The organism is Roseovarius amoyensis (assembly GCF_003260265.1).
GTDB lineage: Bacteria > Pseudomonadota > Alphaproteobacteria > Rhodobacterales > Rhodobacteraceae > Roseovarius > Roseovarius amoyensis.
In genome coordinates this window covers 1-8,693 of the sequence record NZ_QITQ01000051.1, presented here as the reverse complement: position 1 = coordinate 8,693, position 8,693 = coordinate 1, and the positions used below count along the sequence as shown (strand labels likewise).

Genomic DNA, 8,693 nt, shown 5'->3' with positions numbered 1-8,693 from the left:
CGTTCACCGTGCCCGCGGGGGTGTCGATGCGCTTGGGTTTGTAACCGTTGGCGTAGCCCTGCCGCTCGGTCGTGCGCTCATAAAGACCGGCGCCGAGAAAGCGTTCCCGCTCGATCTGCATCGCCAGCGCCTCGTGGCACGTGACTTCGATCGCCAGGTCGCCGAACTCCAGGTCCGCGCCGCCGTGCTGAACGGCTACACCGCGCTCGGTGTACCTGTCACAGAGCCCATGGCATAAGTGCGTCTGGGAAAGGGGAGGTCCGGGCTTCACGCTCTTTGTGCAAAGCCCATATTCATGCGATACCCTGTTCTCGTGAATGCGACGGGTTGACAGATTGATATAGTGACAAATATTACTGGCGGCTGAACATTCGTTTACTTATCTGGACATTCGTTTACTTATCTGGACATTCGTTTACTTATCTGGACATTCGTTTACTTATCTGGACATTCGTTTACTTAGGAAGCTTCATGGTCTGTATCGTCGGAATAGGAGAAACACCCTGTGTGCGGAAATCCGCACACGACATTGGCGCGATGACTCTCAAAGCCTGCATCGATGCCATCACCGATGCAGGTCTGAAGCCGCAGGATATCGATGGGCTCATCTGCGATTCTGGCATGATGCCGTTCCTCGTCCCACAGGACTGGATCGCTGCGCAACTCGGGATCGAGCTTTCCTATGGAGCATCGATCTCCTTTGGTGGTGCGGCGACTGCTTCGGCTCCACTCTTGGCGGAAAGTGCACTGAAGAGTGGGCGTGCCACCTGCATACTATATTATTTCGGCATAGATTGGGGTTCACGGGTTGGCGGGCCGTATGCATTTCACGACCTGTATCCTGCGAAATCTGTGTTTGAGAAGCCGCACGGATTCAATGCTCAGCCTACCTATTTCGGCATGTGGGCGCAGCGTTACATGCAGGAATTTTCCGGCGCGCAGGAGGCCTTTGCTGAAATTGCGACAACTGCTCGGAGGCACGCGGAACTGACGGGACGTGCACAGAAGAGTAGGCCAATGTCCGTAGCCAATTACTACGACAGTCGAATGATCGCGGATCCGTTAAGGGCGGCCGACTGTTGCCTCATCAGCGACGGGGCAGGTGCTTATGTGATGACCGATGACACTCGGGCGCGCGACTGCGCTCATCCGGTGGTTTCGGTGGCTGGCAGCGGATTCGCGAGCGCACCGATTTCCGGCGACGACGTCTTCACTCAACCCGGACGACTTCTGCATACTCCCGCAGCGCCACGTTCAACCGCAGTGGCGCTCAGAGAGGCGGGATTGTCTCTAGACGACATCGACTTCGCCGAAATCTACGACTGCTCGACCGTCTCCTGCCTGCTTCAAATCGAGGATATCGGATTCTGCAAAAAAGGGGAGGGTCCGGACTTCATCCGGGAACGGGGCATTTCCGTGGAAGGCGGTGGGCTGCCTATCAACACCCATGGCGGGCTGCTGTCTTACAGTTACCGTTTAGGGATCGAGCACATGCTGGAAGCAGTCAGGCAATTGCGTGGTGATTGCGGGGCCAACCAAGTCGCCGAAGCTCGGATCGGGCTCGTCGGAGGATTTTCGCCGCCGGACTACGGCGTGTCGATCTTGAAGGCAGGGGTTTGACTATGCGTCCCGAATTCGAACCATTCTTCCATGCTCTCGCTAACGAGACCGTCAGCTTTCCTAAATGCGGTGTGTGCGAGACGTTCCATTGGTACCCGAAGCTGCTGTGCCCGCACTGCGGAAGTGACCAGATCGAATGGGTGGCGACCTCTGGTCACGCCAAAGTCTTTAGTTGGACCGTCGTTCGTCACGAGTTCGATGACAAGCTCGCATTCTCGGTGCCGTATACAGTCGCACTTTTGGAAATCACGGATGCTCCGGGCGTTCGGATCGTCAGCCGGATCACCAGCGGTGAGCAGATGATCGCGATTGGCGCAACCGGCCTGCCTGAATTCAACCGCACGCGCAAAGACGAAGTTTTGTTGACCTACAAGATCGAATAACCTGTTTTTCACTAAGGGAGGAAATTAGAATGGATAGACGCAAACTGTTGAAAATGGGGACCGTCGGCGCGGCAGCGCTTGCAGCCCCGTCAATCGCGAATGCGGAGGCGAAGGTCCGGTGGCGTATGGCAACCAGCTTTCCCAAGAATCTCGGCATCTTGTACGAGACTGCGGAGCTCTTCGCTTCGCAAGTTGCCGAGCTGACGTCGGGCGAAGTGGAGATTGAACTCTATGGTCCCGGCGAGCTCGTCGGAGCGACTCAGGTTCTAGATGCGGTCGGAAACGACACAATCGAACTGACCCAGACCGCGTCTACTTACTTCTACGGCTTGAACCCGGCCTTGGCCTTCGGCTCGACCGTGCCGTTCATGATGACGTCCCGACAGCAGAACGCGTGGTATTACTACCGCGGCGGTCGGGAACTGCTTCAAGACCTGCATGCCCAGTTCAATGTGCACACAATGCTGAGCGGGAACACTGGCACACAAATGGGCGGCTGGTATCGGAAAGAAATTGAGACTCCGGACGACCTCAAGGGATTGAAGGTGCGCGTGGCGGGCCTTGCCGGAGAAGTCTTCGCGAAGGCTGGTGCCACGCCGCAGCAGATCCCGGGGACCGACATCTATCCCGCTCTCGAACGCGGAACCATAGACGGCATGGAATATATCGGCCCGTTCGACGACGAAAAGCTGGGGATCGTCAAGGTTGCTCCGTATTATTATTATCCTGGCTGGCACGAAGGCGCCGCGATGATCATGACCTACGTAAACTTGGATCGTTGGAACGGACTGTCGGCACCACATCAGCAGGCACTGGAGACCGCGGCTTCGACTTGCAACCTGATGATGCAGGCGCGTTTTGATGCCGAAAACCCAGCCGCTCTTGAACGGCTACTGGCTTCGGGCGCACAGCTCCGCGCCTTTTCGCCTGAGGTTCTTGGGGTGCTCTACAACGCGACGCAAGAGGTCATGGCTGATCTTGCGGACAGCAATGAGACCTTCGCCGCACTGTTGAAGTCGCAGCAGGAGTTCCGGGACAGCAGCTATAGCTACCATCAACTGGCTGAGTTTTCTTTCGATCTGGCTATGCTGAGAACGAGGCAGCAATAGCAAGGAGGCGAGAAGGATGTCTAAGCGTCGGGTCACTGACACAGAACTAGACAACCGGAGGCTGCCAGTGATCCTGGCAGCCTCGTCTGGAATGTTCGACCAGAAGAGTTCCAATGAAACCACTATGCAGAAGCCAATGAAACCACTATGCAGAAGATAGCGGATGAGGCGGGGTTCAGTGTCGGTCTCTTCTACCAGTACATAGCGGACAAGAAGGAACGCCTGTTCCTTATCCTCGACCAAACCGTCGTTCAGTACGAGGAGCAGATTGCTGTCGTGAAACCGGACACGTTGGACTTGGCTGGATCGCTACGCGACCTCCTGTTCGGCACCGCCAAGGTGGTGTCGATTAACACGGCGGGCACGCGATCGGGAGGCTTGAACGCTCCGTGATGAGGACTTGGCGAACATCAAAGCGCGTGAACAGTCGATCGCAAGCGAGACCAGTCTGCGTATCGAGGCCTGCAACTGATCGGGCTTCTTGAACATAACCGATACGGAAATGGTGGCATTCGCCAGCCTTGTTCTGCTCCAGGTCTGGGCTGTCAGCATTTGGCGGTTCGAAACTCGGATAGAGCCGGGCGACTGCGTCCAACGGACATTTTCGGCTCTTTATGGAAAAGAAACTGACTGGCGACCGGTGCTGGCCAATGTGGCGCTACCAGTTACGGATTCGGCCAAGATGGGAACGTCAGTGGACTATTATTTAGGATAAGTTAGATGGATTCTACCCTAGTATCTCCAACCGAAACGATATTCCGGGCCTCCCGCCTCACGATTGGAACCCTGCTGCGGAACCAAGCGCGCAACATACCCAACGCAATTGCGGTGGACGACGGCAACCGGAAGATCACGTTCCGAGATTTCAACACAAAGGTGAACCGGATCGCAGCGATGATGTTGGAAGCTGGGATCGAGCATGGTGAGAGGGTTGCGGTCCTTTCGGAGAACCGGTGCGAGTACCTCGAGATCATCTTTGCCGCGGCCAAGATCGGGGTAATCGTGAGTACGTTGAATTGGAGACTGAAGCCAAAGGAACTCGCGTACTGCATCGATCTAGTTGCGCCGAAGATCATCTTCCATTCGTCTCGCTTTGCCGAAGGTCGTGATCTCTACGAGCAATGTGAATGGATTGAGTTCGGTGCCGAGTTCGAGGATCTTCTGGAAGGCCGGTCCGACGCTGATCCCGACGCTGATCTCGATCCCGAGGATGGGCTGCTGATCATCTATACCAGTGGTACTACCGGTCTTCCTAAGGCTGCGCTTTTAAGCCATCGGGCGGAGCTGGCGCGAATGTTCGTGAATACCACGGATTTTGGTCTCAAACCCGGCGATGCGTATGTTGCCTGGCCACCAATGTTCCACATGGTTTCGGCGGAGCAATGTATTCATGTCATCTGCCTCGGCGGGACCGCGGTTGTCGTCGACGGGTTCGACCTGGATCGTATTGTCCACGAGATCGCAGAGCGGAAGCAGTGGTGGCTGATCGCGATGCCCGGCATGATCGATGCGCTCATCAAGGCTCTAAAGGACGGACGAATCGAACCGAAGGGTGTCCGATATGTCGGCGTCATGGCGGATCTCGTTCCGCCGCAGAAAGTGGGGGAGTTGTCCGCGCTGCTCAATGCGCCATTCTGTAATACGTTCGGCTGCACTGAGACCGGGTTGCCGCCGGGATCCGCCGGGAAATTCGATGTCGGCCACGAACCCGTTAGCATGGCGAAAACAGCGAATACTTTCTGCGATTTTCGACTCGTGGATGATGACGGCTGCGATGTGCAGGAAGGCGAACCCGGCCACCTACTCTTCCGCGGCCCCACGCTGTTCAGCGGTTATTGGAATGCGCCAGAGATCAACGCGAAGGAATTCGCGGACGGCTGGTACCGCATGGGCGACATGTTCATTCAGAATGCCGATGGCACACTGATATTCGCGGATCGGGCCAAGTATTTGATCAAGTCCGGTGGCGAGAACATCTATCCGGCCGAGATTGAACGCGAAATCTTCAAGGACAGCAGGGTCGAGGATGTCGTCGTCGTGAAGCGCCCGTCCGACGACTGGGGCGAGGTGCCGGTCGCCGTAATCGCCTGCAAGGAGGGGACAAACCTCACGGAGGAGGAAGTCCTTCAGCGCTGCATGGAAGGGATCGGCAGGTATAAGTGCCCGAAGGCTGTGATCTTCGTTGGGGTGAGCGACCTGCCACGAAGTACAACCGGAAAGATCCTGCGACACGAGGTCGAACAGTGGCCGGCCGTTCTCAACTGCAGTCTGCGTTAACGCCAAGGGAGCACGCAATGAGTAGAGCGCTTCAGGAATCAACGGCGCTTATCCGCGGCGGTACGTCCGGGGTCGGCCTCGTCTCTGCGCTCATGCTTAGTGACGCGGGATACGACAGGATCGCGGTCACCGGGCGGAACTTGGATCGCGGTAAGCGCGCGGTGGAGCAGCTCAATGATGAGGGGGCCGCTGGCGGCGCCATTCACCTCTCCGTCGACGTAACCAGGGAAACGGACGTTGCGGGAGTAGTTGAACGGTTTGGTTCCGTTGACCCTCTCCTGAACTGTGCCGGGGGAGACTTCCTACCGCGGATCTTTCATGAGATCGAGCCGGCGGAAATTCCCGATATGTATTGCTGTGTGCTATGTCCGTCCATCTTTTGCTGCCGCCATGTGATCCCGCACATGTATGCGGTAGAGGAGGGATCGATCATCAACGTGTCGTCTGATGCCGCCAGGGTTCTCACCCCGGAGAATCGGCATTCGGGGCAGGGCTGGCGGGGCTTGTGATGTTTTCCCGGATACTGGCAATGGAAGCGAAGCAGTACGGGGTGCGGGTTAATGCGATTACGCCCTCACTCATTTCTGCTACGGCGACCTATCAGCGGCTCTACCAGGATGAATTCAGCACGCGGGTGTTTGATAAGGCCGCTAGCCTAGCAACGCTCGGAGTCGCCGAACCGGAAGACCTCGCCAACCTCGTGGTCTTCTTGACTGCCTTGGCCGAGACGAAGACCTCCGGCCAAGCGATCAGTGCCAACGGCGGCATTTCCGCCGGCTGACAGGAGAAAGTATTGTGCTGAGCATTCTCTATCGCCTGACCCTCGCGGTCAACAGGTTCACCCGACTACTGAGCTGCGCTGTAGCCTGGCTTGTCCTGGCCGCGGTTATTATCAGCGCCGGGAACGCGATATCGCGCAAGACACTGAACGTTGCCTCCAATGCCTGGCTGGAAGCACAGTGGTATCTGTTCGGGGCCGTCTTCCTGCTCGGCGCGGCCTACGCACTGCGGACGGATGCGCATGTTCGCATCGATATAGTGTCGAGCCGGCTAAATCCACGCGCGAGAACAGCGATTGACGTCCTTCTTCACTGCGTATTCCTTGTTCCGTTCTGTCTGGTAATGATCGGGCAGTCTTGGCCATGGTTCGAGAGATCTTACGCCATCGGTGAGATGTCGTCGAACGCCGGTGGTCTCGTTATCTGGCCTGCCAAGCTGATGATCCCGATCGGCTTTGCAGTGCTGCTGCTTCAGACGGTATCAGAGATCATCTCTAAAGGCCTTGACCTTGCCGGATGGGAACCCCCTTCGTGACTTGTCCCTTCGTGACTTGTCCAGAATTCAGGAGAGCAAATGATCAACCTGATCGCAGAAAATCTAGCGCCGATCATGTTCGTCACGATGTTGGCGATGCTAGTGATCGGATATCCGGTGGCCTTCACGCTGTCCGCTGTCGGGCTGGGCTTCTACGCGATCGGCGTCCAGTTGTCTCAACATTCCGCCGAACTGAATCTGTCGTGGTCCCTACTCAGTTCACATCCTGACCGGGTCTTCGGCATCATGTCGAACGAGACGCTTCTCGCGATCCCGTTCTTTACATTTATGGGATTGTTGCTGGAACGGTCAGGGATGGCAGAGGACCTGCTCGAAGCGGTTGGTGAACTCTTCGGCACCCTCCCCGGCGGCTTGGCCTACGCAGTTATCCTAGTTGGAGCACTGCTTTCGGCAACGACGGGCGTCGTCTCGGCCTCCGTCATCGCGATGGGGCTAATCTCCCTTCCTATTATGATGCGTTACGGATACAGCTCCGGCCTCGCCTCGGGAACGATCGTTGCCTCGGGCACGCTGGCGCAGATCGTCCCACCCTCAATAGTTCTCATCGTCATGGCTGACCAACTGGGCCAATCGGTCGGAGACATGTACCACGCGGCGCTTGTCCCTGGCACTATGGTGATCGGTCTGTACTGCCTTTACGTGTTCGTCGTCGGCGTGCTGCGTCCGGACATGACCCCGCCGCTGCCCAAGGAGAGCCGGGGACATTCCGGTGGATACCTTTCGTTGGTCTTGGCCCTCTCTGCCATGGTCGCAGCCTACTTCCTGTTGCACGATGTTTTTCTAACTTTTGTTGGGCCCGAAAACCGGATTGTGCTGTCCGCTCTGATCCCTGTCATTGTGATCGTGAGCGTCTGCCTCCTGCAGAATGCGGTGGGAATGCATGTCCTGTCGCCACTTGCCTCGAAGGTCATCCTGTCCCTGGCTCCTGCGCTCACACTCATCTTTCTCGTACTAGGAACGATCTTCCTCGGCATCGCCACGCCGACAGAAGGCGGAGCCATGGGGGCCGTCGGAGCGCTCTTCCTCACCACCGCGAAGCGCAAGTTCTCTTGGCACATCCTATTCTCCGCTCTGCACTCTACGGCGATACTGTCGGCCTTCGTGATGTTCATCCTCATTGGCGCACGCGTGTTTGGTCTTACCTTCTTCGCAATCAACGGAAACACTTGGGTGGAGGATTTGCTCAGCAGTTTGCCTGGCGGAATTAACGGCTTCCTTTTATTCGTGACCGTGACAATCTTTATCCTTGGCTGCTTTCTTGACTTCTTCGAAATTGCATTCGTGGTGATTCCGCTGTTGGTTCCGGCAGCGGTAGTGCTTGATATTGATCTCGTCTGGTTCGGCATTCTGATCAGTCTGAACCTAGCGGTATCTTTTCTGACGCCCCCTTTTGGGTTCTCGCTGTTCTTCCTGCGATCCGTCGCGCCTTCGACCGACAAATACGACAAGGCCACAGGCACCACACAGAAAGCGATCCGGACCGGCGAAATCTATCGCGGCGCCGTTCCCTTCGTCCTCATTCAACTGATGGTGATTGGACTCGTTATTATGTTTCCGCAACTGGTGCTTCATTACAAATCCGAACCCCAAATGCTCGATGTAAGGCCTCCGAGCGTGAACTTAGACGGGATCGGAAATCTAAACTTCTGAGGGAGCGGTGTCATTTGTGGACGGCTCCTTTCTTGCAAGGGTTTTCTTGAGCGATGTTGGTCAAAGCAGGTTGCGGTCATTTGTCCGGCTGTTGATTTTTGCTGAGAGGTGACCCGGTATTTTCACCGAGGGTGCTGCCAGACGAATTCGAACTGGTCTCAACAAGGGCAGGATGGCTGTCCCTTATGTCCTGCAGAGACCGCGCCACTCGGCGAGGGCGGCGGCGCGGTTTCGCTTGAAATTCGATCTGGAAGTGAGGCAGCGTTCCGTGTTGAAGAGATGGTGGACCGAGGCGTGGACGGCGGCGAATTCTGAAGGC

Annotated in this window: 7 protein-coding genes and 3 pseudogenes; 9 read left to right on the top strand and 1 reads right to left on the bottom strand. The window is 56.7% G+C overall.

All coding sequences use genetic code 11. The annotated features are described in order from the left end of the window. Nucleotides 1–124: 124 nt before the first annotated feature. The 9 genes and pseudogenes from DL899_RS18700 to DL899_RS18655 all read left to right on the top strand — a co-directional run. Nucleotides 125–238, top strand: a pseudogene (locus DL899_RS18700) (IS5/IS1182 family transposase); the annotation flags it as partial. Nucleotides 239–471: 233 nt separating this feature from the next. Further along, on the top strand, nt 472–1,620 hold the full coding sequence (locus tag DL899_RS18695; RefSeq protein WP_162685661.1) for a thiolase family protein: 1,149 nt from the start codon (nt 472–474) through the stop codon (nt 1,618–1,620). Nucleotides 1,621–1,622: 2 nt separating this feature from the next. Further along, nucleotides 1,623–2,003 carry a Zn-ribbon domain-containing OB-fold protein gene (locus DL899_RS18690; protein ID WP_111735836.1) on the top strand — a complete coding sequence of 127 codons (381 nt, stop codon included), beginning with the start codon at nt 1,623–1,625 and terminating at the stop codon, nt 2,001–2,003. Between the two features lie 29 nt (nt 2,004–2,032). After that, nucleotides 2,033–3,112: a TRAP transporter substrate-binding protein gene (locus tag DL899_RS18685; protein ID WP_111735835.1), complete on the top strand. Its 1,080-nt coding sequence runs from the start codon at nt 2,033–2,035 to the stop codon at nt 3,110–3,112. Nucleotides 3,113–3,259: 147 nt separating this feature from the next. Next, entirely contained in the window at nt 3,260–3,505 is a 246-nt protein-coding gene (locus DL899_RS18680; protein WP_111735834.1) for a TetR/AcrR family transcriptional regulator, read from the top strand. Nucleotides 3,506–3,832: 327 nt separating this feature from the next. Then, nucleotides 3,833–5,389, top strand: a complete 1,557-nt coding sequence (locus DL899_RS18675) for a class I adenylate-forming enzyme family protein (RefSeq protein ID WP_111735833.1) — start codon at nt 3,833–3,835, stop codon at nt 5,387–5,389. A gap of 17 nt (nt 5,390–5,406) precedes the next feature. Beyond that, nucleotides 5,407–6,170, top strand: a pseudogene (locus tag DL899_RS20270) (SDR family NAD(P)-dependent oxidoreductase). A 14-nt stretch (nt 6,171–6,184) separates the two neighbouring features. Then, a complete protein-coding gene (locus tag DL899_RS18660) occupies nt 6,185–6,703 on the top strand; it encodes a TRAP transporter small permease subunit (RefSeq protein WP_162685660.1) in 519 nt (172 codons plus the stop codon). A 39-nt stretch (nt 6,704–6,742) separates the two neighbouring features. Beyond that, nucleotides 6,743–8,374 (top strand): TRAP transporter large permease, encoded by a 1,632-nt coding sequence (locus DL899_RS18655; protein WP_111735829.1) that lies wholly within the window; start codon nt 6,743–6,745, stop codon nt 8,372–8,374. Between the two features lie 183 nt (nt 8,375–8,557). On the opposite strand, the pseudogene DL899_RS20020 reads toward DL899_RS18655, so the two are convergent. Next, nucleotides 8,558–8,693: pseudogene (locus DL899_RS20020) on the bottom strand (IS6 family transposase); the annotation flags it as partial.